The 26445-nt window shown below is 40.9% G+C and carries 22 protein-coding genes; 21 read left to right on the top strand and 1 reads right to left on the bottom strand.

Annotated features, from left to right (window positions below; translation table 11 throughout):
- Nucleotides 1–155 precede the first annotated feature (155 nt).
- The 9 genes from potA to ACTQ50_RS10955 all read left to right on the top strand — a co-directional run bounded on the left by potA (nucleotide 156) and on the right by ACTQ50_RS10955 (nucleotide 10157).
- Nucleotides 156–1199 (top strand): spermidine/putrescine ABC transporter ATP-binding protein, encoded by a 1044-nt coding sequence (gene potA / locus ACTQ50_RS10995; protein WP_441484246.1) that lies wholly within the window; start codon nucleotides 156–158, stop codon nucleotides 1197–1199.
- Nucleotides 1199–2020, top strand: coding sequence for an ABC transporter permease (locus tag ACTQ50_RS10990; RefSeq protein WP_441484245.1), 822 nt, complete (start codon nucleotides 1199–1201; stop codon nucleotides 2018–2020). Before potA ends, ACTQ50_RS10990 begins: the two co-directional genes overlap by 1 nt.
- Nucleotides 2021–2030: 10 nt before the next feature.
- The gene (locus ACTQ50_RS10985; RefSeq protein WP_441484244.1) at nucleotides 2031–3878 is read left to right on the top strand and encodes an extracellular solute-binding protein; all 1848 of its coding nucleotides are present in this window, start codon (nucleotides 2031–2033) and stop codon (nucleotides 3876–3878) included.
- Nucleotides 3879–3939: 61 nt separating this feature from the next.
- Entirely contained in the window at nucleotides 3940–4968 is a 1029-nt protein-coding gene (locus ACTQ50_RS10980) for a polyamine ABC transporter substrate-binding protein (RefSeq protein ID WP_441484243.1), read from the top strand.
- A gap of 256 nt (nucleotides 4969–5224) precedes the next feature.
- Nucleotides 5225–6838: a phosphoenolpyruvate--protein phosphotransferase gene (gene ptsP / locus ACTQ50_RS10975; protein ID WP_441484242.1), complete on the top strand. Its 1614-nt coding sequence runs from the start codon at nucleotides 5225–5227 to the stop codon at nucleotides 6836–6838.
- A 106-nt stretch (nucleotides 6839–6944) separates the two neighbouring features.
- On the top strand, nucleotides 6945–8222 hold the full coding sequence (locus tag ACTQ50_RS10970) for a DUF362 domain-containing protein (RefSeq protein ID WP_441484241.1): 1278 nt from the start codon (nucleotides 6945–6947) through the stop codon (nucleotides 8220–8222).
- A gap of 181 nt (nucleotides 8223–8403) precedes the next feature.
- On the top strand, nucleotides 8404–9132 hold the full coding sequence (locus tag ACTQ50_RS10965) for a hypothetical protein (RefSeq protein WP_441484240.1): 729 nt from the start codon (nucleotides 8404–8406) through the stop codon (nucleotides 9130–9132).
- A complete protein-coding gene (locus tag ACTQ50_RS10960) occupies nucleotides 9119–9724 on the top strand; it encodes a hypothetical protein (protein WP_441484239.1) in 606 nt (201 codons plus the stop codon). Before ACTQ50_RS10965 ends, ACTQ50_RS10960 begins: the two co-directional genes overlap by 14 nt.
- Nucleotides 9699–10157 (top strand): hypothetical protein, encoded by a 459-nt coding sequence (locus ACTQ50_RS10955; RefSeq protein WP_441484238.1) that lies wholly within the window; start codon nucleotides 9699–9701, stop codon nucleotides 10155–10157. Before ACTQ50_RS10960 ends, ACTQ50_RS10955 begins: the two co-directional genes overlap by 26 nt.
- 42 nt (nucleotides 10158–10199) lie before the next feature.
- Here the strand turns inward: ACTQ50_RS10955 and ACTQ50_RS10950 are convergent, their stop codons facing one another.
- Entirely contained in the window at nucleotides 10200–11081 is an 882-nt protein-coding gene (locus ACTQ50_RS10950) for a homocysteine S-methyltransferase family protein (protein WP_441484237.1), read from the bottom strand.
- Nucleotides 11082–11398: 317 nt separating this feature from the next.
- Here ACTQ50_RS10950 and ACTQ50_RS10945 point away from each other — a divergent pair, with 317 nt between their 5' ends.
- The 12 genes from ACTQ50_RS10945 to ACTQ50_RS10890 all read left to right on the top strand — a co-directional run bounded on the left by ACTQ50_RS10945 (nucleotide 11399) and on the right by ACTQ50_RS10890 (nucleotide 26305).
- Nucleotides 11399–13042 carry an LCP family glycopolymer transferase gene (locus ACTQ50_RS10945; RefSeq protein WP_441484236.1) on the top strand — a complete coding sequence of 548 codons (1644 nt, stop codon included), beginning with the start codon at nucleotides 11399–11401 and terminating at the stop codon, nucleotides 13040–13042.
- Nucleotides 13043–13716: 674 nt separating this feature from the next.
- The gene (locus ACTQ50_RS10940; protein ID WP_441484235.1) at nucleotides 13717–14859 is read left to right on the top strand and encodes a tyrosine-type recombinase/integrase; all 1143 of its coding nucleotides are present in this window, start codon (nucleotides 13717–13719) and stop codon (nucleotides 14857–14859) included.
- 206 nt (nucleotides 14860–15065) lie between these two features.
- Nucleotides 15066–16250 (top strand): zinc ribbon domain-containing protein, encoded by a 1185-nt coding sequence (locus ACTQ50_RS10935; protein ID WP_441484234.1) that lies wholly within the window; start codon nucleotides 15066–15068, stop codon nucleotides 16248–16250.
- A 256-nt stretch (nucleotides 16251–16506) separates the two neighbouring features.
- A complete protein-coding gene (locus ACTQ50_RS10930) occupies nucleotides 16507–18573 on the top strand; it encodes a polysaccharide biosynthesis protein (protein WP_441484233.1) in 2067 nt (688 codons plus the stop codon).
- Between the two features lie 20 nt (nucleotides 18574–18593).
- Nucleotides 18594–19865: a DegT/DnrJ/EryC1/StrS family aminotransferase gene (locus ACTQ50_RS10925; RefSeq protein WP_441484232.1), complete on the top strand. Its 1272-nt coding sequence runs from the start codon at nucleotides 18594–18596 to the stop codon at nucleotides 19863–19865.
- A 26-nt stretch (nucleotides 19866–19891) separates the two neighbouring features.
- Nucleotides 19892–20530: a sugar transferase gene (locus ACTQ50_RS10920; RefSeq protein WP_441484231.1), complete on the top strand. Its 639-nt coding sequence runs from the start codon at nucleotides 19892–19894 to the stop codon at nucleotides 20528–20530.
- Nucleotides 20527–21123 carry an acetyltransferase gene (locus ACTQ50_RS10915; RefSeq protein ID WP_441484230.1) on the top strand — a complete coding sequence of 199 codons (597 nt, stop codon included), beginning with the start codon at nucleotides 20527–20529 and terminating at the stop codon, nucleotides 21121–21123. The genes ACTQ50_RS10920 and ACTQ50_RS10915 overlap by 4 nt, the downstream gene beginning before the upstream one ends.
- Before the next feature lie 4 nt (nucleotides 21124–21127).
- Nucleotides 21128–22279: a glycosyltransferase gene (locus tag ACTQ50_RS10910; RefSeq protein WP_441484229.1), complete on the top strand. Its 1152-nt coding sequence runs from the start codon at nucleotides 21128–21130 to the stop codon at nucleotides 22277–22279.
- The gene (locus tag ACTQ50_RS10905) at nucleotides 22276–23352 is read left to right on the top strand and encodes an EpsG family protein (protein WP_441484228.1); all 1077 of its coding nucleotides are present in this window, start codon (nucleotides 22276–22278) and stop codon (nucleotides 23350–23352) included. Before ACTQ50_RS10910 ends, ACTQ50_RS10905 begins: the two co-directional genes overlap by 4 nt.
- Complete coding sequence (locus ACTQ50_RS10900; RefSeq protein WP_441484227.1) at nucleotides 23343–24398, top strand: glycosyltransferase family 2 protein; 1056 nt, start codon at nucleotides 23343–23345, stop codon at nucleotides 24396–24398. Before ACTQ50_RS10905 ends, ACTQ50_RS10900 begins: the two co-directional genes overlap by 10 nt.
- Complete coding sequence (locus ACTQ50_RS10895) at nucleotides 24395–25351, top strand: DUF6625 family protein (protein WP_441484226.1); 957 nt, start codon at nucleotides 24395–24397, stop codon at nucleotides 25349–25351. Before ACTQ50_RS10900 ends, ACTQ50_RS10895 begins: the two co-directional genes overlap by 4 nt.
- The gene (locus tag ACTQ50_RS10890) at nucleotides 25352–26305 is read left to right on the top strand and encodes a glycosyltransferase family 2 protein (protein WP_441484225.1); all 954 of its coding nucleotides are present in this window, start codon (nucleotides 25352–25354) and stop codon (nucleotides 26303–26305) included.
- Nucleotides 26306–26445: the final 140 nt, after the last annotated feature.

The raw sequence follows: 26445 nt of genomic DNA, 5'->3' as shown, positions 1-26445 counted from the left end.
TTTCTGTGCTACAAGTAATCAGACCATAGGAAAGTTCGATTCCTGAATATTAGATAGGAATCCATTAAGAAAATCACCTGATAAAAGCCGGTTTTTTTCACGGCATGAGGAAATATCGTCGATATTTCTGCTTAGGGACGGAAAGGAGCACACAAATGAACAAACTCATCGAGTTGAAAAACCTCACCAAAAACTTTGATGACCAGCAGGTTCTCCGCGGAATCAACCTGGACATCTATGAGAACGAGTTTCTCACCCTTCTGGGACCAAGTGGCTGCGGAAAGACCACAACCCTTCGTATTATCGCTGGCTTCGAGGAGCCAAGCGGCGGCGAAGTATTGTTTAACGGCATTGAGATTTCCAAACTTCCCCCATATAAGAGAGAGGTAAACACCGTTTTCCAGAAATACGCCCTTTTTCCACATCTGAATGTGGCGGAAAATATTGCATTCGGTCTGAATCTGAAAAAAATGGACAAAGACGTGATCGCCCAGAAAGTCAGCAAAATGCTGAAAATGGTAGGTTTGGAAGGCTTCGAAAAAAGAGACGTTACCCTGCTTTCCGGTGGACAGCAGCAGCGAGTTGCCATTGCAAGAGCCCTGGTAAACGAGCCGAAGATCCTTCTCCTTGACGAGCCTCTTGGCGCCCTGGATGCCAAGATCCGTAAACAGATGCAGATCGAGCTGAAAAAAATCCAGCAGGAGGTTGGAATTACCTTCATCTACGTCACCCATGACCAGGAGGAAGCTCTTTCCATGTCTGACACCGTAGTTGTTATGAACAACGGTGAAATCCAGCAGATCGGTTCCCCGACGGACATTTACAACGAGCCTGAAAACCGTTTCGTAGCAAGCTTTATCGGAGAGTCAAATATTATAGAAGGAATTATGATCAAAGATTACCTGGTTCAGTTTGACGGATTTGAGTTCGAGTGCGTGGACAAAGGCTTTGAGGACAACGAAGAGATCGAAGTTGTGCTCCGTCCGGAGGACCTTGATATTGTAGAGCCATCCCAGGCGAAGATCACCGGCGTTGTGCGAAATGTAACCTTCAAAGGCGTTCACTACGAAATCCTTGTAGAGACAGAGCTGCGTACCTATAAAGTTCAGACCACCGATTACGCGGAAGTGGGCCGCCAGGTAGGACTGAAATTCGGACCAGAAGACATTCACGTAATGTACAGAATGGGTGCTTATTAATGAAACAGTTTAAGCGCCTGATCATTCCCTATTTTATCTGGGCAATCGTCATCCTTGTGATCCCACTTTTCCTGATTGTCCTGTATGCGTTCACCACCGAAGGAAACGAAGTTATGACGCTTTCCTTCACCTGGGGAAACTTTGTGAAATTCCTGGAAGCCACTTACCTGAACGTAATCCTGAAATCCTTCTGGCTGGGACTTCTCACCACCTTTATCTGTCTGGTGCTGGGATATCCCCTGGCCCTGATCATCGCAAGATGTTCCGAAAAAGTGCAGGGACTTCTGATCATGCTGGTAACCATTCCAATGTGGATCAACATGCTTCTTCGTACCTATGCCTGGATGAACCTGTTGTCCGATAACGGAATCATCAACAACCTTCTGGCAAAAATCGGGCTGGGTCCCATCAGCATGATGTATACCGACTTTTCCGTAATGGTAGGTCTGATCTGCAACTTTATGCCATTTATGATCATTCCTATCCATACTTCCTTAAATAAAATGGACAAATCCCTGATTGAGGCAGCCTACGATCTGGGAGCTAACCGTTTCCAGACCTTCTGGAAAGTAATCTGGAAGCTGTCTCTGCCAGGTGTGGTAAATGGTATTATGATGGTTTTCCTTCTTGCCATTTCCTCCTTCGTTATTCCGAAACTTCTGGGCGGCGGACAGTACATGCTGATCGGTAACCTGATCGAGTCCCAGTTTATCTCCGTTGGAGACTGGAACTTTGGTAGTGCCATTTCCATGATCCTTGCGGTGATCATCCTGCTCTCCATGAGCCTGATGAAGCGGATGGACAAGGAAAAAGGAGAGTAGGAGGGATATCATGCAGAAAAAAACAAGCTTTTTTCAGAGATTTTACGTGGCCATCTGCCTGGTGTTCTTTTACCTGCCCATCCTGGTGACCATGATCTTTTCCTTTAACTCATCCAAATCCCTGACCAAGTTTACGGGATTTTCCATGAGATGGTACACAGAGCTGCTTCACAATACAGAGGTCAGCAAAGCGGTTTACGTTTCTGTGACCATTGCGATTCTGGCAACGGTGATCTCCACAGTGCTGGGAACCATCACTGCCATTGGCCTTTCCAAGTCCAGAAAGGTGTTAAAGGAAACACTTTTAAATATTAACAACCTGCCGATTTTGAACCCGGATATTGTAACTGCCATCGGACTGATGCTTCTGTTTTCCTCATTGGGATTCCGAAAAGGGTATTTTACCATGCTGCTGGCGCATATATCTTTTTGTACGCCCTACGTAATTACCAGCGTTTATCCCAAGGTGCGAAGCCTGGATCCCAACCTGGCAAATGCAGCCATGGACCTTGGAGCCACCCCATTCCAGGCGCTGACCAAGGTTATTGTGCCTATGATCAAGGACGGTATTTTCGCAGGCGCGCTGCTGGCGTTTACCATGTCCTTTGATGATTTCGTAATTTCGTATTTCGTGTCCGGAAACGGTGTGAAGAATATTTCCATTGTGGTTTACAATATGACCAAGCGAATCAACCCTACCATCAATGCCCTGTCCACAATCGTTATTGTGGTCATCGTGCTGGTTATGGTGTTTGCCAATGTGCTTCCGAGAATTCTGGAAAAACATGCAAGCAAGCATGCGAAAAAGATCCAGCGTGTGATCGCACTTCTGCTGGTTTTCGCCCTTGGTTTCGGACTGATCAAATGCGGCGGCGGTGCTACAGAGAGCCATGTTCTGAAGGTTTACAATGCAGGAGAGTACATTGATCAGGATCTGCTTACACAATTTGAGCAGGAGTATAATTGTACTGTGGTTTACGAAACTTTCGAATCCAACGAAATGATGTACACCAAGCTTTCCGGCGGTGAGTCCTACGACGTGCTGGTTCCTTCCGATTATATGATCGAGCGTCTGATCAAGGAAGATTATCTCCAGTATATTGACTGGGATCTGATCCCGAATAAGGATAATCTGATGGATGAGGTTATGAACAAGAGCTACGATCCGGGCAACCGTTATTCCTGCCCGTATTTCTGGGGAACTGTTGGCATTCTCTATGATACTACAGTGGTGGATCCGGCGGATCTTCAGGAAGGCTGGGATCTCCTTTGTGACACCAAGTACAAAGGAAATATTTACATGTATGATTCTGAGCGAGATTCCTTTATGATAGCACTGAAGGCTCTTGGATATTCCATGAACACCACGGACGAAAATCAGATCCAGGAAGCTTATCAGTGGCTGATCGCCCAGAGAAATACCATGGATCCGATTTACGCCGGTGATGATGTTATTGATAATATGATTTCCGGAAACAAGGCCATGGCAGTTGTTTATTCCGGAGATGCTTCCTATATTATAAGCGAAAATCCAAACATGGATTACTTCACTCCAGACCAGGGAACCAACAACTGGTACGATGCCATGGTCATCACAAGAGACTGCAGCGAGGTGGAGCTGGCACATGAATTTATTAATTTTATGCTGGAAGAAGAATCTGCTCTTTCCAATACGGAAGAAGTAGGGTATACTTCACCTGTAAAGAGTGTTTACGAAACCATGATCACCGGAGAGTATGAAGGGGTTTCCTCCTATATCCCGGATTTCGAAAATCCAAACAGCGAGATCTTCCGCTATCAGGAGCCAAAGATCAAGCAGAAATATGCGGAGCTGTGGACGAAAATCAAGGCGGAGTAGGCAAAAAGTAAATACCCAGGACCGGAGGTGTCCTGGCCGGACAGAGAGGAGAACGACTATTATGAAGAAAAAGTTACTTGCAGTAATTCTTGCAGCCGCAGCTGTATGCGGCAGCGTGGCACCTGTATACGCAGCTGATTCTGAGCTGGTCCTTTATACCTGGGAAGGCATGTTCCCGCAGGAGGTTCTGGACGGTTTCGAGGAAGAGACCGGATGCAAGATCGTATACTCCAACTTTGACACAGACGAGACCATGCTGGAGAAGGTTTCCATGGCAAAAGGCGGAGATTACGATGTAGTAATCGCAGATGATTACATTCTTGAGAAAATCGTAGAAGAAGGTCTTGCCACCAAGCTTGATAAAGAGAAACTCACAAACTGGGGAAACATCAATCCTCTTTACCAGGGACAGTTCTATGACGAGAACGACGAGTACACGGTACCGTACGGTGCAGGTATTCCGCTGATCGTATATGATCCGGATGAGGTTGACATTGATATCAAAGGCTATTCTGATCTGTGGGATCCATCTCTGGAAGACAGCATTGCGTTGATCGGAAACTATCGTGTTATTAATGGTATCACCCTTCTCACTATGGGTAAGAGCATGAACGAGGAAGATGTGGATGTAATTAAAGAAGCTGGCGACAAGCTGGTAGAGCTGGCTCCTAACGTTCGTATGATCCAGGATGACAATACCCAGAATGCACTTCTGAACGGGGAGGCTTCTGTTGGATTCCTTTACACTTCCCAGGTAACGGCAGCCCTGGCTGAGAACCCGGATCTGAAGGTGGTTTACCCGGAAGAGGGACTTGGCTTCGGCGTTATGGGAATGTTCATTCCAAGCGAGGCACCAAACGCAGATGCAGCTTATCAGTTTGTAGATTACATCTTAAGACCGGAGGTTGCTGCACAGTGCTTCAATTATATCGGTTACTACTGCACCAACAAAGCTGCAGATGAGCTGGTAGACGAAAACCTGGTAGTCCCGGACAGCGTAACAAGCGGAGAGAGCATTAAGAACGTAAGCGCTGAGGCTGAAGAGCAGTATAATAAGAACTGGACTGAGTTCAAGGCAGCGTGTGATTAAGTAAATAAGTGAAGCAATAGAAATAGGACGAGCCTGCATGGAAGGGGAAGACTTTGGGAAAGAAGTCGGAAACTGCTGTGGGGGCTCTTTTTTCTCTTATTGACAAATTTTTGCCAGTGTGTGATTATTATTTACATGGAAGAAAAAGGCCTGACGGACAGAAGCGTATTGCAGTGGAATGGCAGAGATTGCAAGAGCGTTATGCCGCAGGCGAAGAATCTTGTTTAGAAGGATTCTTTTTGAGAGGAGAAACAAAATGGAAATATATAAAGGCGCTTCCGCCTTTGCGGGAATAGCTATTGGGAAAATACGGTTTTATCGAAAAGGGGAATACCAGGTCCGGCAGCATCAGGCGGATGATGTGAAGAAGGAATTGAAGAATTTTGATATAGCCAGACGGCATGTGATGCAGACTTTGAAGGAAGAGTATGACAGAATGTCAGAAAAACAAATTCTGGAACAGGCGGAGCTTCTGGGCTCAGGCAGCTTCCTTCGGGCAGTGCAGAGCATGATCACAGGAGAAAAGGTAACGGCTGCCTATGCAGTACAGACCACCAGAGATGAGCTGCAGAGCACTTTTTCCAGCTTAAATGACCCGTCCATAAAAGAACGGATCCACAATGTAAGCCGGGTGTCCAGCCTCCTTCTGGAAATCCTTGGGGAAGACGAGAATAAAATTGACCTGGGAGAAGAACCTGTAATCCTGGCTGCAGACACTTTGTCCCCTGCTGAACTAATGGAAATGAATAAGGAAAAGCTTCTTGGCATTATCACCCGGAAAGGTTCCTCCACCTCCCATGCGGCCATCCTTGCGAAAAACATGGACATTCCCTGTGTTACAGGCATTGGAATCCCCCAGTCAGAGGAAGAGTGGGAAGACAACGTGGCCATTATTGACGGCTATACGGGAACCATCTACCTGGAGCCAGACAGCGAGATCCGCAAGGAATACGAGATCCGCAGAAAAGCAGATCTGGTAGAGCGGGAGGAGCTTCTGAAGCTGAAAGACCAGGCAGATGTGACAAAGGATGGCAGAAAAGTAGGAATTTACGCCAATATTGGCAGTCTGGATGACCTGAACAGTGTCCTTTACTATGGGGCAAGGGGAATCGGACTTCTTCGAAGCGAGTTCCAGTACCTTGGCAGGGAAAACTATCCTGGTGAGGAAGAGCTTTTCCAGGCCTATAAGAAGACCGCCCAGACTATGGGAGACCGCCTTGTGATCATCCGTACCGCGGACCTTGGGGCAGACAAACAGGCCTCTTATCTTGAAATTCCTAAGGAAACCAATCCTCTTATGGGAAACCGTGGAATCCGCCTCAGTCTGGACCGGAAGAATCTGTTTAAAACACAGATCCGCGCTATTTACCGGGCAAGCTGGTATGGCAATCTGGGCATGATGTACCCCATGATCTGTGCAGAAGAGGAAATGGACGAGATTGAAGCTCTGGTGGCAGAGGTGAAAGAAGAGCTGCGGGCAGCAGGAGTGCCTTTTAAAGAAATCCAGACCGGAATTATGATGGAAACACCGGCTGCTGTGATGATTGGGGAAGAACTGGCGAAACGTGTGGATTTCCTTGGAATCGGAACCAATGACCTGACCCAGTACACCCTGGCCATGGATCGGCAGAATCCTCTTTTGCAGAAGAAATATAACGACCATCATCCGGCAATCCTGAAGATGATAAAGATGATCGTAGACGCCGGACACGCACAAGATTGTAAGGTCTGTCTCTGCGGGGAACTGGCAGCAGATACCAGATTGACGGAGACGTTCCTTCGGATGGGAGTGGATGCGCTGTCTGTGGTACCAGCGTGTATTTTGCCGGTGCGGAAAGCGCTGAGAGCGGTATGCATTGATGAGAAATAGCTGATTTGGAATATAACTGTAGAGTAGCTAGGATTTGAATTACAAAATAAAATAAGAATGTCAGATTGGCAGCATCAGCTGCTGATTTAGAATACAGGTACAAAACATGAATGAAAAAAGTAAAGTAATCGTACTTTCTTGTGATTCCTATGAGGAAGAACGGATATATACCCTTTTAAAGAGAGGTTTAAAAGAACTTGGAGGCGTTGGCGCCCTTATTAATAAAGAAGAAAAAATCCTTTTAAAGCCCAACCTTCTGAAAAAAGCAGAAGTGGAGAAGGCTGTGATCACCCACCCGGTGGTGGTGGGCGCCTTTGCCCGGATTTTGCGCGAGGAGGGCTATGAGAATATTGTACTTGCGGACTCCTGCGGTCACGGAACTACGAAGCAGGTAATCCAGGGTACCGGAATGGACACCTATCTGGAGAAATACCAGATCCCAGCCATTGATTACACCAAGGGTGTGCATGTGGAGAACCCAGATGGAGTCCAGGCGAAGGAGTTTATCCTTCCGAAAGAATTGCTGGAAGCAGACTGTGTGATTTCTCTTTCCAAGATGAAAACCCATGCTCTGGAGCGGATCACCGGCGCAGTAAAGAATAGCTACGGCTTTATATATGGAAAGAATAAAGCCATCGGTCACACCAAATACCCCAGCGCGGACAGCTTCGCCCGGATGCTCATCGACCTGAACCAGTATGTGAAGCCCAGGCTTTACATACTGGACGGAATCACCGCCATGGAAGGCAATGGCCCCGGCTCCGGAGATCCGACAGTCATGAACGTGATCCTCATGTCCACCGATCCCGTAGCTCTGGACAGCGTCTTTGCAAGACTGGTCTATCTGAAACCAGAGATGGTTCCCACCAATTATCATGGGGAAAAGATGGGGCTGGGGAATTGCAAAGAATCGAATATTGAGGTTGTGGTAGTTAAGGAGAATTCTCAGATATCGGTAGAACGTGATGATGGAAATGAGGAACAGAAAAACAATAAAATAACTGTTGCTAAGAAGCAATGCGAGAATGCAGATATTTCAGCAGATGAAAATCAAAGTGATATTAATATATCTTGTAATATAATCCCTATGGAAGCATTAATAGAACAGTACGGCAATCCTCATTTCAACGTAGACCGCACCAAAGTCCGCAGCAACATCTGGACCAAACTGGCCAAAGCCCTGAATATTTTCCAGAAGAAGCCCTACATTGAGCCCGACAAATGCATCCATTGCGGCATCTGCGTCAACAGCTGCCCCGTCCCCGGTAAAGCCGTAGACTTCCGAAATGGCAAAAACCATCCCCCCGTCTACGACTACAAGAAGTGCATCCGCTGCTTCTGCTGCCAGGAAATGTGCCCGAAGAAGGCAATTAAGGTGAAATGACGTCTGTAAATTTTTTGTCTGTTGGTCTGCGTGTGAAAAGATAATGAATAGCAACGTTTGTCGAAATCTTTATGACGATAATTGTTTACGCGTTAATGAAAAGTATGCTATGATAAATGTAACAAAAACGTATGAGGATTAATAAAATACATTAATGTGTTGGAAAGGAATTGAAAATATTATGATTTCTAATATTAGTTATAAATTATCTACATTTGCCGATTATAGCAACATTTCATACACAAGTGAAAATATGATGAAAGTCATGCGAGCCTTTGAAGGTCTTGAATTATTACCGGGGATAGCGCAGGAGATTTCTGCAGATGGGAATACTTCCAGAAGAATACAACTGACTTCAGCAAATGGAGCATTGACAATTACAGTATATAGTAACAGAATGGATGCGGAAATTACATCCTTAGAAAAAACAGGATTTTCTGAGAATGAGAAGGAAAAACTTTTGCCAGAGTTATGTGAATTAATAATTTGTATGTATGATGAATTTAAGCAAATTATGCCGATTCCAAATAGGCTAGCTTGGTTTACATCATATGTGAATTTTGAACTTGACGGAGAAAAGAAAAAGAAATTTAGGGAAAAATTTATAAAACCCACCCATTTTTATGAATCAAATTTGACAGATGAATTTATGGTAAGATATGCTGGAAGAGAAAATGTTAAGATAAATGAATCTGAAGAGAAAATGAATTTTATAACCACTATTTCACGTTGGTTGACAGACCAGGGAACAAATATGGAAGTTGATGGGTACAGAATTGATTTTGATATAAATACATGGCAGGAAAACCGAAAAAATAGATTTTATAATGAAGATATAAAAGCGTTTGTAGAAAAATCAATAGCTTTTCAGAAATGTCTGGAGGAAGATTTTATTTATGAATTTAAATAATTACTGGTTAAAAAATAATATTCGTTCAAAAACAGACATAACGAGTGAGACAGAAAATAGAAGCTATAATCCGTTAAGAACTTTACCGTTTGAAATTAGAATGGATTTGACATCTAATTATTATGAGACTGGGCGGACTTCTCTAACTCAGGAGTTTTTTTCAAAAACAGCGGAAAAAGAAGATATTGTGCCGTTATTACAAAAAATATATTATTTTGCAGTAAAAAGAGATAATCATATGCTTATATGGAATATTATGGTTGTATTGTCTCAAATTCCATATACGTTGCTAGGAGAGGGAGCCGCTATTCTTGCACTTGCAGCAACGAGAACTAAGTACATGGATGTAATTGAAATGGGAATTAGATGTTATGAAAATTGGGAAGATAAGGAAGCTTGTACATTTCTTGATGCCAACTCTTTTTCTGAAAAGTGGCTTCAGGAATATGCCGAAGAGGTATGCGCTTATGTAAGGGAGGAAGGAGTCGTAAATGTACTATCTGAGAAAGATTACTCGTGGAAAATGGCCGTCAGAAGAGAGTATACCGCAGGCGACACTGGAAAATGTGGATGCGGATACAGTTGTAGCTGAATTTCGTACAGAAAAAAATAAACTTTCGGTATGGAAAGTAGAAAATGAAGAGGATATTAATGATGCGTTTATTGCACTAGCTTCTAATTGTGAGTCGATTGGAACAATTGATGCAATAAAAATAGAAGAAGCTGATTTGAAACAGTTGATGTTTGATGAGGAATTAGGAGATACACCAACAAGAAATATAAATCAAAAACATTGCAATATTGTAGGATTAAATTATGTGAATCTTGGAAATGTTATTCAAGGGATTCTTAATGGTTTGAAAAAAGAACAAGTTGTTAGAAAAACCAAACCTAAGATAAAACAGCTTCTAGCAGATGCGTACGAAGCAGATAAGTTAATCGAAGAGGAAATTGCACCTGGTGTTATGCGAGACATACGAAATACCATAGAGAAAAGAAATAATTCAGAAAGACTACATAATTAGAGATCTGACACTGTGATCAGATCTCTAATTTCACATAGTACATTAATGCACAAGAATTTTTGCAACTTCCTTAATAAACTCCGGTGTTGTTCCGCAGCAGCCGCCCACAATACCAGCCCCGGCGTCAACCAGTGCTTTAATATGTGCAGCGAACTCAGCAGCCTTCATGGAATATACCGCATTTCCCTTATCATCAATAAACGGCATACCAGCATTTGGTTTCGCAATAACTGGGATGGATACGTTTTCCTTAATATTGCGGATAACAGAAACCAGCTGGTCTGGGCCAACGGAGCAGTTGACGCCTACGGCATCGGCACCGGCAGCCTCCAGGGAAGCAGCAGCCTCGATGGCGTTTCCGCCGCTGAAAATACTTCCATCCGCTTCCACAGTCATAGTACACATAATCGGCAGATCGCAGACAGAGGCAGCCGCATCCACAGCCGCAAGAGTTTCTTCTATATTAATCATAGTCTCAGCAACGATCAGATCCACACCGGAATCCTTCAGAATGCCAATCTGCTCCTGATACATCTCGAACGCTGCCTCGTAAGTCATCTCCCCGGCAGGAGCCATCATCTTGCCGCTGGTTGTAATATCAGCAGCCACATAAACCTTATGATCCGCAGCATCCGCAACCTCTCTTGAATAAGAAACAAGAGTGCGGTTGATCTCCTCAATACGATCCTGCAGCCCATGCATGGTAAGGGACACTCGATTGCCGCCAAAAGTAGGAGCGTAGATGATATCGCTTCCAGCATCAATATAAGCTCTCTGCAGATTCTGGATCACGTCCTTATGTGCAAGCACCCATTCCTCTGTGCAGATGCCCTTAGGCATACCGGCCGCCATCAGGTTCGAGCCTGTAGCACCATCCAAAATGACGATCTTCTGTGTCAGTTCCTGAAATTCCTGTTTTGTCATAATGTAGTTCCTCCTTGAATTGGCAGAGCACCGAAAATCATACTTCTAAGAAATCGGCAATATATTTACATCTGCCGGATACGGTTTGTTCGTCATAGTCCCACCCGCGTCCTGGAAATTATAACGTTTTCATAAAAAATTTTTCATAAATCTTTCGTATTATAACACTATTTGACTTGATTTTCCAGTTGTCAGCGTATAAAATATATGCTATGTTCTGAATAGGTTACCGGCCACAGAATGAACCGTAATTGGATAATATTACGTTCCGACAGCGGCGGGCAGCAACAAACAAAAGAATAAAAAGGAGCTAACAGATGAGTAGAAGGAGAAGAAGAAACGACTGGATACCAGGTGCGGTGATCACCATCATCGTCATTATGCTTTCTGTTGTTTTCATGGGACTTCTTGCGATGACCAAGATGATTCCTACAATTTACATGCTGATTATCGGCATTGTACTTGCAGTGCTTGCAGCGATTATCTGGCTGCTGGTATGGCATACCAGGTATACGGGCAGATTTATAGGCGGAACCATTTTCGCTGTAATTCTGGTTGCAATTCTGGGATTTGGCGGTTTTTATATTAATAAGACAAGAACTGCAATCAGCGATATTTCCAGTGTGACTACAGAGGTTACACAGATTGCAGTTTATGTAAAGAGTGATGATGCAGCTGATTCTGTTGAGGCAACCAAGGGATATAATTATGGGATTCTTTCCTCCCTTGACCGTGAGAATACAGACGGTGCAGTAGAGCATTTGAAGAGCGAGTTTGGCACAGATGTACAGACTACCGAGTATGCAGGTCTTACTGAACTTGCAGACGGACTTCTGAATGGTGAAGTCAATGCTATGCTTATGAACAGTGCGTACCTCAGTGTTTATGAGGATATGGACGGCTACACCGATTTCGGAACCAAGGTAAAGGAAGTTGGAACTGTAGACGTTGAGACAGAAATCCAGGCAGCAGCTGAGGAGACTCCGGTAGAGCCGATCACCACAGCCAATGGCGGTAAAGTGTATACGGTTTATCTCAGTGGTATCGACACCAGAGGGGAAATGACAGCTAAGAGCCGAAGCGATGTTAACATCATCGCCACTGTGAATACAGACACCCACGAGATCCTGCTGGTTTCCACACCTCGTGATTACTATGTACCGCTCTCTATTTCCAATGGAGCTCCGGATAAGCTGACACATGCAGGTATCTACGGTATTGATGTATGTATGGATACTCTTGGAATGCTGTATGACATTGATATCAATTATTACTTCCGAATCAACTTCGGTGGATTTGTAAAAGTAATCGATGCACTTGGTGGAATTACAGTAGATTCTGACTATGATTTCAATTCTGGAAACATTACCGGATATCACTTTAACAAAGGTGAGAACTACGTAAACGGCGAGCAGGCCCTTGTATTTGCAAGAGAGCGTTACGCTTTCCAGGAGGGTGACCGCCAGAGAGGTAAGAACCAGATGGCAGTTATCCGTGGTGTTGTGAAGAAGGCTCTTTCCCCGGAAATCCTTACCAGCTATTCCTCTATCCTTTCCAGCCTGGACGGATGCTTCGGTACCAACATCACTTACGAAGAGATCGCACAGATCCTTCAGCAGCAGCTTTCAAACGGCGGCGACTGGACCATCGTTTCCTATAGTGTAGACGGAACTGGTGCTACTGAGAAGCCATACTCCATGAGCCAGAAGGCATACGTTATGGTTCCAGATTATAACACCGTTGATAAGGCCAAGAGCCTTATGGAAAAAGTCCGCAACGGAGAGGTGGTTACCCAGGAAGAAGCTGACGCCCCGATCAGCGGCTCCACAGATACAACTACCTCTACCGAGTCTGTTGCCGAGCCCGGCACAGTAGCAGCCGAGACCCAGACCAACACCACCGCAGCCGACGGAACCACCACAGACGGAACCGCAGCTGCAGATACTACGACACAGCAGTAAAAGCAAATAAATAAAGTCGAAAGGCAGATCTGAAAAGGGTCTGTCTTTCTTTTTTGAAAATTTATAAACTTTTAAGATGATTTTTATAGTATATTGTGATATTATAGAGATATATGAGATTGGGACAGATGATAGAGAAAGATGGGCGTGAAAAAGAACGTATAGCATTAAATACTCTGAATAAGAAGTTGCTTTCTTCAAATCGTATTGAAGATTGTATAAAAGCAACAGAAGATGAAGAATAGCAGAAACAACTTATGAAAGAATTCGGAATAAAATAAAGAAGAAAACCTCGGCCGGGACATCACTCACCTGATCATTCCCGGCCCTTCCTATATAAGAAATCATCCCAATGTATAATAAAAATGAATAATCCCAATAATAAACGAAAACAATAAAAAAGAACGGCCCCCAGTCGCATTATTCCAGTAATGCGACTGGGGGCCGTTCAAGCATGATTTCTGCTTTCTTTCCCATCGTCGCTTTACATTCTATCGCGAATACAAGGGAAAGTCAACCAATTATAGAAGCTATAGACTTTTTTTGTCGAAATATACCACATTTATTAAGAAATCCACTTGTTTTCCATGCGTTTTTCAAATGGTGTATTTCGGTATACAATGTTTGCGTGGTCAAATAATTGGTATGTATCTATAGAAAACAAGGAGGCAGCTATGTGCAGAAAAGGCGAAAATATACGCAAACGCAAGGACGGGCGCTGGGAAGCCCGTTATATCAAATACCGGGAACCGGACGGCAAGATCCATTACGGTTCCATTTATGGAAAATCCTACCACGAGGTAAAGGATAAACGAAACCAGAAGATTTCAGAGCTCCCCGGATACGGGCACCAGATATGTAAGACCGTGGGTCTTAACTACCAGGCAACTTTTGCCACAGTCACAGAGTACTGGAAACAAAGCGTCCGCTACGTCATTAAAGACAGCACTTTTTCCAATTACGAGGCAATCCTGAAGAACCAGCTTCTCCCCCAGCTTGGGGATATCCAGATCCGCAAGCTCACCAACTCCCGGATCATGCAGCTGATTCAGAGAAAAAAGGAGCAGGGCCTATCCGCCGGAACCATTCATGTAACCTTAAGTGTTCTTCGAAATGTACTGAATTTCGCAGCAAAAAAAGGCATTTACACCGCAGAGCCCATCTGTTATCCTCATATCTCCGCAAGCGGAAAAGAGGTAAAGATCATGAGTCTTACTGACTACCAGAAGCTGGAAAATTTTCTGCTCACCAATATGAATGAGTTTCATTTCGGTCTGCTGCTCTGTATGCACACCGGCATCCGGGTAGGCGAGTTAAGCGGACTCCGTTGGGGCGACATTGATTTTGCCCAGCGCAAGATCCGCATTCAGCGGACGGTGCTTCGGATCAAGAATCTGGATCACGCAGTCAATCCCAATACAGGCAAAGTCCCAAAGACAGTCCTCTATATCGGTCCGCCGAAGACAGAGCAGTCCAACCGGGAAATTCCCCTTCCCGATAAGCTTCTCTTCCACGCCAGAAGATTCCAGGGGAAGGATTCCACATACATTTTGTCTGGAACAGAGAAATGCATGGAGCCCCGTATTATTCAGCGTAGATATGCGGCGCTTTTAAAGACCTGCGAAATCCCTCCTATCAAAATCCATGCCCTCAGGCATCAGTTTTCCTGCCGCTGGGTGGAGCATGGCTTTGACGCCAAGTCCCTGTCAGAAATTCTTGGACATACTTCCGTCCGCACCACCCTGGATCTGTACGTGCACATCCAGGCAGAGACCAAACGGCAGTATATGAACCAGATGATTGGGCAGGCAATGTAGCAAATTTTATATAGCAGAGAAAGACAATCATTTCAGAAAACTAAAATTCTGAGAGGTTGTCTTTTTTTGTTGCCCTTATTTTGAAAATAAGTGGTACGCATTCGTGGTCATAGCCCAGTTTGTACTGCTTCTGTGCGTGTCTGCACGCCAATTACGCATTACTGGAATAATACGAAAAAGAAAAGCGAAAATCACAGAAAAAACCTATGAAAACAGGCTACAGCATCCGAACCTGGCGCATGCGCCTGGTTTGTCCGAAGCCTATATGGCTGGACAGAACAGAAGAATATTTTCAGAACGTGGTGGAATTTTACTACCACCTTCTGAGACAGCACGAAGAACTGTGGACCAGCAGCCTCTTCGACATCCAGCGCAGTCTGGAGCTCCTGACCCTGGCCGGTCGGGATGGCAGACAGCCCACCAACCCCTTACCAATGGGGAAAGTACCTGTCTACCTGAGACGCGCCGCCATCAACAAAGCATCTGCCACAGTAAAAAGCACCCAGGAGCATCAATCCGGATTCCCTGAGAAGCTGGAAGCCAAGGTTACCTTTTTCAAAGGAATGTATTCCGACCTCACCGACAGATCCATTTGCCTGAAGCTGTGGAACGGTGAGAAATGGATCTGGACAGACTGCAATCTGAAAGGACGCCCCTTTCCCCAAGATGGTCAGCTGATGTCGCCCACCCTGGTAAAGGAGGGCAGGCGCTACCTGCTGAATATCCCGGTGAAACAGGAGAACAGCGACGCCCGCACTGCCAAAGAACGAATGGAAGAAGGTACGAACCTGTGCAGTGTCCGCTTTACAAACACAGACACTTTCGCAATGTGCTGCATTCTGGATGAGCAGGGGAATCAGCTGGCTGTACACACCTGCCGGGGCGGAGATGCGTACCGCCACCGCTGCAAGCTGCTGGAGACCAGAATACAGAAATCCAGACCAAACACAGTAGGAGACAATAGCCCACAGCCCAACCGGAAGTACTACATGCACCTGAAGAACCTGTCCGAGCACTATGCCCACCAGGTCAGCCGTGAGATTCTGAACTTCTGCAAAGAGAATCAGGCAGGAATCATTGTCCTCCCCGATTACGACCGGAACTTCACCCGGATGGCAATGGTAAAAAGCGGCAATTTTTCCCCGCTTCATTTAAGCAGCAAGATCCGGACCAACCTGCAGTACAAAGCCTGGGCAGAAGGAATTCTGGTGCTGGAAACCAGAACAGACGGACTGAAGGACAAATGTGCCATCTGCGGCGGCAAGGTTCGCCGGAAGGGAAATGAATTCCTCTGTGAAAATGGTCATCAGGGAAACCGCTTCCTGAATGATGCCAGAAATCTTGGCAGGAAATGCCAGGAAAGCTTTTTTCGCGGAAGTAGAATAAAATAATTATTGACAACAAAGATAAAAATGATAATAAGCAGCGTTACGAACGCTCTTATCTATAAAACCGGGTAACCGGGCAAAGAGGCTGCGCCAGTGACGCAGGCTTTTCGGCAGACCACCGCCGGTGCGGGTTCCGGACTTCCCCAAGATATCTTGGGAGTCGCCGAAGCACCAGACAGGAAGCTATCTGGTAAGTGGTCAAAGTTATGAAAAATGGGAGGAAAGGACTGGGGGGTAACTCCGTCCGTATGATTAAGAAATGACAACGAAAAAACAAAAAACCGAACGCAAAAAAAGAAAGTTGGAGCATTGGCAGGTAATCGCACTTTATCTGGTTATTTATGATGTGATCGCCGTAAACGCCGCATACTTTCTCGGACTGTGGTTCCGCTTTGATTGTACATACTCCGCAATACCCGGAGAATATTTGTCTGCCTATCTGAAATTTGCACCATGGTATACAGTATTCTCTGTTTTTGTCTTTTGGGCATTGCGCCTCTATAACAGCGTATGGCGCTTCGCAAGCTACAGTGAGCTGTTAAGAATTGGCTTATCTACTATACTTACATTCCTGTTCCAGATAATTGGAATCACATTTGCCATTCAGAGAATGCCAATGTCCTATTATCTCTTCGGAACCATTATTCAATTTTGCCTGATTACAGGAATCCGCTTTTCATATCGATTTGTTCTTCTGGAAAGAACACGGAAACAGAAGGAAGAGGAAGGTCCGCTGCATCACATTATGCTGATTGGTGCCGGCCAGGCAGGACAGATCATTCTCCGCGACGTGGAACGCGCCAAAGAGCCAAAGGGAAAGGTCTGCTGTATTATTGACGATAACTCCAACAAATGGGGACGCTATATGGAGAGTGTGCCTATTGTAGGCGGCCGTGATGATATTCTTGCAAGCGCAAAGAAATATAAAATCGACCAGATCCTTCTGGCAATTCCAAGCGCAAGTGCAGCAGATCGAAGAGATATCCTGAACATCTGCAAAGAAACCAAATGTGAAATGAAGATTCTTCCAGGTGTGTATCAGTTTGTCACCGGAGAAGTGTCCCTCAGCAAAATGAAAGACGTGGCAGTGGAAGACCTTCTTGGAAGAGATCCGATCAAAGTAAATATGGATGAGATTTTCCGCTACATCAGTGGAAAAACCATTCTGGTAACTGGTGGTGGCGGTTCCATCGGAAGTGAGCTTTGCCGTCAGATCGCAGCCCACGCGCCGAAACGACTGGTGATCTTCGATGTCTATGAGAACAATGCCTACGACATTGAACAGGAGCTTCGCTCCAAATATTCACATCTGGATCTGGTGGTACTGATCGGCTCCGTGCGCGATACCAGAAAGATCAACAACGTATTTGAAACATACAAACCAGACATTGTTTACCATGCAGCTGCACATAAGCATGTACCTCTTATGGAGACAAGCCCATGTGAGGCAATCAAGAACAATGTAATGGGAACCTATAAAACAGCTCATGCAGCTTTGAAAAATGGCTGTCAGCGTTTCGTGCTGATCAGTACAGATAAAGCGGTTAATCCAACCAACATCATGGGAGCCAGCAAGCGTCTCTGTGAGATGGTTATTCAGACCATGGATAAGATTAGCAGAACCGGAAGAGAAGATCTGCTTCCATTACTGGGAAGCCACTATGAGGACAGTGAGGAAGCACTTGCAGAGGTGGCAGCAACTTGTGAAAATCCAGGGGCAAATGGTGAGAGAAAATACAGGACTGAGTTTGTGGCAGTGCGTTTCGGAAATGTTCTGGGAAGCAACGGATCTGTTATTCCTTTATTTAAGAAACAGATCGCCAAAGGCGGTCCGGTAACGGTTACCCATCCGGACATTATTCGCTACTTTATGACCATTCCGGAAGCAGTAAGTCTGGTGCTTCAGGCTGGAACCTATGCAAAAGGCGGAGAAATCTTCGTCCTGGATATGGGTGCTCCGGTGAAAATTGATACACTGGCGAGAAACCTGATCAAGATGTCAGGACTGACACCAGATGTGGATATTAAAGTGGAATACACTGGGCTGAGACCTGGGGAAAAGCTTTATGAAGAGAAGCTGATGGCAGAGGAAGGGCTGACTAAGACGGATAATGATCTAATTCATATTGGAAAGCCGATTCCATTTGATACAGATGAGTTTTTACATCAGCTTGAGAATCTGGCAGTAGTAGCTTATGGAAATAATCCGGATATCAGAAGTTATGTGGAAGAGATTGTGCCGACTTATCATGCGGCAAAGGATGATTTGAAACTGCATGGAGAGACATATAAAAAATTGTTTGAAAAAGCAGCAGGAAATAAATAACAGGAAAAGAGGAAGTTATCATGTTCAGTAACAAAAATAATTTTCAGCCTTTTGAATCAAAGGTATGGCTTAGCAGTCCAACAATGTATCCGGACAGTATGAAATACGTTATGGAAGCATATGAGACAAACTGGATGTCAACTGTAGGAGCAAACATCAATGAAGTAGAACGTCTGGCATGTGAGAAAGTGGGATGCAAGTATGCAGTAGCGTTATCCGCAGGAACCGCAGCACTTCATATGGCAGTAAAACTTGCTGGTGTAAAGCCTGGAGATAAAGTATTTTGTTCCGATATGACATTTGATGCTACTGTAAATCCTGTTGTATATGAAGGCGGTGTGCCTGTATTTATTGATACAGAGTATGATACCTGGAATATGGATCCTGTAGCTCTGGAAAAGGCATTTGAACTTTATCCAGAGGTAAAAGTTGTAGTAGTAGCGCATCTTTATGGAACTCCAGGAAAGATTGACCAGATTAAAGCAATCTGTGAGAAACATGGTGCAGCAATTATTGAAGATGCAGCAGAATCTCTGGGAGCAACATATAAAGGTGTACAGACTGGAACATTTGGAACATATAATGCGATTTCATTTAACGGAAACAAAATTATTACAGGTTCTTCTGGCGGAATGCTTCTTACAGACAGTGAAGAAGCTGCGAATAAGGTCCGTAAGTGGTCTACACAGGCCAGAGAGAATGCACCGTGGTATCAGCATGAAGAGCTTGGCTATAACTACAGAATGAGTAATGTGATTGCAGGGGTTGTGAGAAGTCAGTTTCCACATCTGGAAGAGCATATTGCACAGAAGAAAGCAATTTATGAACGATACAAAGAAGGATTTAAAAATCTTCCTGTGAAAATGAATCCTTATGATGCTGACAATAGTGAGCCTAACTTCTGGCTATCTTGCATGATTATTGATGAGGATGCTATGTGTAAGCAGGTGAGAGGAGAATGTGATGTCCTCTATACATCTGAGAAAGGCAAAAGTTGTCCAACAGAGATTTTAGATGCAATCAGCAGTATTAATGCAGAAGGACGTCCAATCTGGAAACCAATGCATATGCAGCCGATTTATAGAATGAATGGATTTGCAACCAGAGAAGGAAATGGTCGTGCGAAGACGAATGCATATATTGCTGGCGGTATGCTGAGCAAGGTGGATGGAAAACCAATTGATATTGGAATGGATATATTTGCAAGAGGTCTTTGTCTGCCAAGTGATAACAAGATGACTGTAGAGCAGCAGGATAAGATAATTGCCGTAATTCGTGCTTGCTTTGAATAAACTAAATAAAAAATGGAGCATCAAAAGTGTACGCGAAATATTTTAAACGAGGGATTGATTTTATTTTAAGCTTATGTGCGCTGATTGTTCTTTTACCAGTTCTTTTGATCCTTATAATATTGGGGACTATATTTATGGGCGGAAACCCATTTTTTACACAGGAACGCCCTGGAAAAGATGAAAAGATTTTTAAATTAATTAAATTTAGGACAATGAGCAATAAAAAAGATAAAGAAGGAAATCTTCTTCCTGACGAATTACGACTGAATAAATATGGTAAGTTTTTACGCGCTTCTTCATTAGATGAATTGCCAGAGCTTATCAATATTTTGAAAGGTGATATGGCAATTATTGGTCCACGTCCGTTGCTTGTGAGATATCTTGACAGATATAACGAAGAACAGCGCCATCGCCATGATGTAAGACCAGGACTTACAGGATATGCTCAGGCGCATGGGAGAAATGCAGTGTCTTGGGAAGATAAGTTTGCAATGGATGTGTGGTATACGACACATATTACTTTTGTAGGAGATATTAAGATAATTATTGATACAGTTAAATCTGTATTGAAACATGAAGGGATTAGTTCAGAAACTTCTGCGACTATGGAAGAGTTTATGGGAACGCCAGTTGAAAAAAATAGTTCATGGAGGGCGCCTTATTGAAAAAGTTGATGATTATTGGTGCCAGTGGTCATGGAAAAGTGGTTGCGGATATTGCAGTGAAAAATGGATATGAGCAAATATTTTTTCTAGACGATAATGAAGATGTAAAAGAGTGTGCGGGATTTCCGGTGGTTGGCAAATGTATATTAGCAGCTGATAATGAAGATGATAAAATTGTTGCTATTGGAAACGAGAAAGTAAGAGAGAAAATTCAGAAAAATCTTAAAAATCTGGTTACATTAATTCATCCTAATGCGGTTATTAGTAGAAGAGTTAAGATTGGCGAGGGATCTGTAGTAATGGCTGGTGCGATTATTAATTCTGATGTAGTGATTGGAAAGGGATGTATCATAAATACCGGAGCAACTGTGGATCATGATTGTAGAATTGGAAACTTTTCTCATATTTCAGTTGGAGCACATGTAGCAGGAACATGTGAAATTAGTGATAGAACATGGGTTGGCGCTGGTGCTGTTGTAAGTAATAACATAAATATCTGTGAGGGGTGTTTAATTGGTGCAGGTGCAGTTGTAGTTAAAAATATAGAAAAAGCAGGAATATATGTTGGAGTTCCTGCTAGATATTTGAGGTGAGAATGTGAAGAAAGTTCTTATAGTGGCAACAGTATATCATTTTTTAAATTTTGAAAAAAGTGATATTCAAATATTAAAAAATATGGGATATGAAATACATACTGCAACAAATATGGAAGGTGAAAAATGGCTTCAAGATGATGGGACGTTTGATGATATAGATATCATAAAACATCAGATTGATTTTAGTCGCTCTCCTTTTTCAATAAAAAGTTTAAAAGCATATGAGGAGTTAAGAAGTCTAATAAAAAATTATCAGTTTGATATTATTCATTGTCATACACCAGTGGCAGCTGCAATTACAAGAATTGCTGCATTGCATGTCCGAGGAAAAAAGGCTTATATGATTTATACATGTCATGGTTTTCACTTTAATAAAAAGTCTGGTTTAAGAAATTGGATTTTATATTATCCCTTAGAAAGAATGTTAGCACATTTTACGGATATGATTATTACAATAAACAAAGAAGATTATGGAGTTATTAACAAATTTAAAGTAAAAGAGAAAAGGTACATACCAGGAGTTGGAGTTGATGTTGAGGGCATTTCTAGTATTTCTGTTGATAAAATAGCATTTAGAAGAAGTATGGGAATATCATCGAGTGCATTTGTAATAATGTCTATTGGAGAGTTATCAGATAGGAAAAATCAGCAAGTTATATTGCAAGCAATTGCGAAATTGAAAGATAAAAATATTATTTATGTAATGTGCGGAACAGGAAGTAAAAAAAATGACTATGAAGTCTTGGTAAATGACTTAGGAATAAAAGACCAAGTGATATTTACGGGACAGAGAGATCATGATTGGGTAATGAGATTTTCACATTGTATTGATTTAGGGGCAATTCCATCTAAAATAGAAGGGCTGGGTTTAGCTGGAATTGAAATGCTTGCAGCAGGAAAACCACTGGTTGGTTCTAATGTGCATGGAATTAAAGATTATTTAGTGGATGGGAAAACTGGTATAAGTTGTGATCCGGAAGATGCAGAAGAATTTGCAAAAGCAATTTTTAAATTGAAGAATGATAAAGAATACTATAATTTATGTATGAAAAATGCATATGGAATGGCAAAAAAATTTGATGAAAAAATATCAAAAAAAATGATGCTTGAAAATTATAAAATAGTAGAGCTATATTTGAGGAAAAATTCATGATATTTTGTGTGACGTTATCTATTATTCTGATATTGACTGGAATTGTAATTCAAAACAATAGAATATTAGCGGCTATTCAATCCATCTGGATATGGCTAGTGGTTGGATTTACAAATGGTGGAATGGATTTTGCTGAGAACAATTTAATTTACAAAAATACAGCATATGCAAAAATTAGCAGTCCAAGTACTTGGCTATCCAATTTGATTGGAAATTATACGAATTCTATGGGAATGGAGTATTGGGAATACAATGCAGTGGTTTCAGCGGTATTAATTTTAATATTATATTGGATTATATTAAAAAATACTAAGAAAATAAGCTTGTTTTATTCATTATTTTTAATATATCCTCTAGTTGACAGTGTAATACAAAAGAGATTCTTTATTGCTTTTGTTTTTTGTGTTATATCACTGATTGCAATGAAAAATAACAATATAAAAATGAGCATAATAGCAATTATATGTGCGTTAGGGTTTCATTTCAGTGCTATTATTTTGGTTCCATATTTATTTATGGATATCATTTTAAAGAAGCATATTAAAGTTATATGGATGATTTTAGCGCTTGAGGTTTATATAATTTTCTTTCAACGTAATTTAGTAGCAATAATATTAGGAGATAATTCAGCGAAAGTGACTACTTATATGAATAATAATATAAGTTTAAAAGCAGGATTATTGTTTGTCTGTGTGCAAGTAATTTTAGTCCTTCTTACACTATATATTGAAAATCCTAATTTATTCCTAAGAAATTTATCTATAAATTCAAGAGAAAATTATATTATGAGAATAAATATATTTTCTTTACTTTTCATTCCATTACTTTTTATGGATTCTACTTTTTTTAGATTTTATAGAATTATTATGGTAGTAACTTATACTGATATTGGAAAAGCCTTTAGAGGAAAATTGTTAAAAAATTCTTATAGATATTATATGGGAATGGCATATATTATTTTAATTATTACCTTTCAGGTTATGACAGTAAACTTGGGAGAATTTGGTTGGAATGAGGTTTTAGATACTCTATTTAAATACAATCAAGTTTTAGGAGGAATAGCATGTTATTGAGTATAATTATTCCAGCTTATAATGCGGAACGTTATATAAAAAGAACTATTGAAAGTGTACTTCAGCAAACATATCAGCTGCTGCAAATAATAATTGTAGATGATGGCTCAACTGATAAAACTGCATCGATATTAAATTGGTATGCTAAAAAGGATAATAGAATTGAAATTATACATAAAGAAAATGAAGGATTATCGAGCGCAAGAAATGCAGGGTTAGAAAAAGCAATTGGGAATTATGTGTTTTTTTTAGATTCGGACGATTGGTTGGAAAAAAATTACTTAGAAACATGTATGGAAGTTTTGAAAAAAAAGAGAGTAGATGTTTTATTCACGCCTTATATAAGAGAATACAAGAATAGATCAATGAAAACGAATCTGTTTGATAATTCGTACATAGAATTTTCTAAGGAGATGGTTCAAAATAAGTTATTATTACGCTTATTTGGACCAGTAGATGAAGAAGAAAAAGATCCAACTAAATTAGATAATTTTAATACTGCATGGGGGAAATTTTATAATAGGAAGATAATTAAAAACATTAAATTTGAGCCGAGAAATATTGTAGGGCTATCAGAGGATTTGTGGTTTAATATTAATATCTTTTATTTTGTGAATAGTGCAATATATTTAGGAAATGTGTATTTACATTACAACAAGGTAAATGATGAATCATTGGTGTCGACATATCATCCAGAATTGGCCAGCACGAGAAAAAATGTTAGCCAAATGATGAGAAATTTTGCAAGGAAATATCAGTTAGAAAAAAAGTTTTTTGAAGCACTAAATAATCGTATTGTTTTACTTTCGTTTTCAGATGTACTCTCTGTTTGTCATTCGAATTTAAATTTTGAGGAAAAACAGCATGTATGCAAACAGATAATATATGATGATATGTTTAGGGATGCGTTAAAAGCTTTTTCTTATAAAAATATGAAATTTATGTGGAAGATATTTTATAAATTAGAAGAAATAGGAAGTACAAAGTTAATTCTGTTATTTGTTAATCTTGCACTTAACTTTAGAGAGAGGGTAAAAAGAAATTGAATAAAATTGCATTTATAATTCCATATTTTGGGAAATTTAATAATTATTTTCAACTGTTTTTGAAATCATGTAAGATGAATCCAACTGTGACGTGGCTTATTTTTACGGATGACAAAACTGATTATCAATATCCTCCAAATGTTAAAGTAGTATATACAGAGTTTAAAACTATACAGCAACGCATTCGAAATAAATTTGATTTTGCAGTTTCTATTGAGCGTCCATACAAGTTATGCGATTATAGACCAACATATGGATATATTTTTGAGGATTATTTAAAAGATTTTGATTATTGGGGATACTGTGACTGTGATCTAATTTGGGGTAATATTAGAAAATATATTTGTGATGATATTTTAGAAGGTTATGATAAAATAGGAGTGTATGGTCATTGTGCAATTTTTAAAAATACTTATGAAATAAATAGATTATTTATGAGTTCATTAAATGGAGAGCTAATATACAAAGAAGTTTTGGCTGATGTTAGGAACCATTCATTTGATGAAGAATACAATAACAGCATTAATAATATTTTTATAACTAATGGTTTACGTGTATTTGAAGGGCTGAAAATTGCTAATATTTATATGAAATCTTCTTTTTTTAGATTAGTTAATATGAATTCAGAACATAAATATGAAGTTGAGTCAAGAGTGAGGGGATTTTTTGTTTGGAATGATGGCAATTTAGAAAGATATTATGTTGATAATGGAAAAATAAATAAAGAAGAATTTTTATATATTCATATGCAATCTAGAAAAATGAAAAATAAAGTAAATGAAGAACGGTTTAAAATAATTCCTAATTCGTTTGAAAATATAGAAAAATATCCGATTGTGGACGATGATTTTTATAAAATTAAAACATATCATTTTAACACACATTATTGGAAGCTAAGAAGTAGAAATTTAGTTATAAAATGTAAACGTTTTATGGAGAATAGAGAGAACTAAATGAAGGAAAAAATTACAGTTATTGTTCCATTGTATAATGCAGAAGCATATGTAAAACAATGTATAGAAGGATTATTGGCTCAAACTTATAAGGAATTTAGAGTAATTCTAATTAATGATGGATCAACAGATGATACGGGAAATTTATGTAAAAAATATACACTATTAGACGAGCGGTTTTGTTATATAGAGCAAGAGAATGGAGGAACAGGAAAAGCAAGGAATATAGGAATAGAAAATACGGAAACTCCATTTATGTTGTTTTTAGATTGCGATGATAGATTACCTCAAAATGCAATTGAGATTTATATGGGTGTATTGGATGAGGCAGATTTAGTTGTTGGTGGAATAGAAAAAACAGAGGGAAAACAAACAAAAGAATTTATGCCTCATCAAAAAAAAATCAAAGGAAAAAAAATGATTGCACAATCATTATTGGAAGAAATGTATTTTATCAATCCTGTATGTAGCAAATTATATAAAACAAAAATTATTAAAAATAATGATATTTGTTTTAATGATTTTAAATATGGAGAAGATACAGATTTCATATACACGTATTTAAAATACGCAGATACTATTTTGTTTTTGAATAAAATAGTATATTGTGTAAATGCTACAGAAGGATCGTTATCGTTAAGTCCTGTACCAGAAATTTGGACATATATGAAAAAATTATATGAAAAAGGCAAACAATTTGATCAAAACAATAAACAATTTTGCTATATGTTGTTTTTAAGATCTGTAAAAACTTCTCTATTAATAAAAACAAGGGAAACGAAGGACGATTTTTATAATGTTTGTACACTGATAGTTGATTATATTGTTGCGGAAAATATAGAGGTAATATTTGAAGGTGGGATTTACGACAAATTGGTGATTATGTGTGTATTGAATAAGCATTGGTTTATATTGTATGAGATATTAAAGGTGCGTACAATTATAGGAATATAAGGTCTGCGGTTTGTAAAGATAGAGATTAACCTGAATTATTCACGGAACAGTATCTAAACTGATAACTGTACCATGAATCCGAAAATTGACCCATGTAGCCTAAACATCGCTCAATCAGTTTCCAAAAAGGGTATAAAATC

The sequence above is a fragment of the Blautia sp. Sow4_E7 genome, assembly GCF_052116245.1.
Taxonomy (GTDB): domain Bacteria; phylum Bacillota; class Clostridia; order Lachnospirales; family Lachnospiraceae; genus Blautia_A.
This window is presented reverse-complemented; position numbering and strand designations above follow the sequence as displayed.